Raw genomic sequence first — 704 nt, forward strand, 5'->3', positions numbered from 1 at the left:
GCCTTGACCTACCTCGGCGCCGCCGCCTTCACCGGCTATGGCAACGCCAGTGCCAACGTCATTACCGGTGGTTCAGGTAACGATTTGCTGCTCGGCGGCGCGGGCGGTGACCGCTTCGTCGGTGGGGCCGGTGTCGATACCGTTTCCTATGCCGACACCAATACCGGCATCACCCTGAACTTCAAGACCGGCGAGCACACCGGTATCGCTGCCGGTGACACCTTCGAAGGCATCGAAGTGTTCCGTGGCTCGGCTGCGGCCGACCGCTTCGTCAGCGATGCCGTCGCGCACACCTTCGAGGGTGGCGGCGGGCTCGATACCCTGGATTACTCCGGTTCTGCCGCGGCGATCACCATCAACGTCGATACCGCGGGGCGTGGCACGGGCGTGGGTGGTGATGCCCAGGGCGATGTATTCACCGGCATTTCCGCCGTGCTCGGCTCGGCGTTCAATGACACCTTCACCAGCTATGGCACCAGCACCTTCCAGGGTGGCGCGGGTGATGATGTGTATTATCTGTACGGCAATGCCGGTGTATCGGAGCTGGCCGGTGGCGGTTATGACGAGGTGCGCACCACCCTGACCACCTACCGCCTGGGTAACGAGGTCGAGGCCTTGACCTACCTCGGCGCCGCCGCCTTCACCGGCTATGGCAACGCCAGTGCCAACGTCATTACCGGTGGTTCAGGTAACGATTTGCTGCT

At 63.5% G+C, this 704-nt stretch carries 1 protein-coding gene; it reads left to right on the top strand.

The annotated features are described in order from the left end of the window. A partial coding sequence (locus ABZO33_RS26825) for a calcium-binding protein (RefSeq protein ID WP_414538506.1) occupies nucleotides 1-704 on the top strand: 704 nt, incomplete at both ends.

It is taken from the genome of Pseudomonas sp. CAM1A (assembly GCF_047501685.1).
GTDB lineage: Bacteria > Pseudomonadota > Gammaproteobacteria > Pseudomonadales > Pseudomonadaceae > Aquipseudomonas.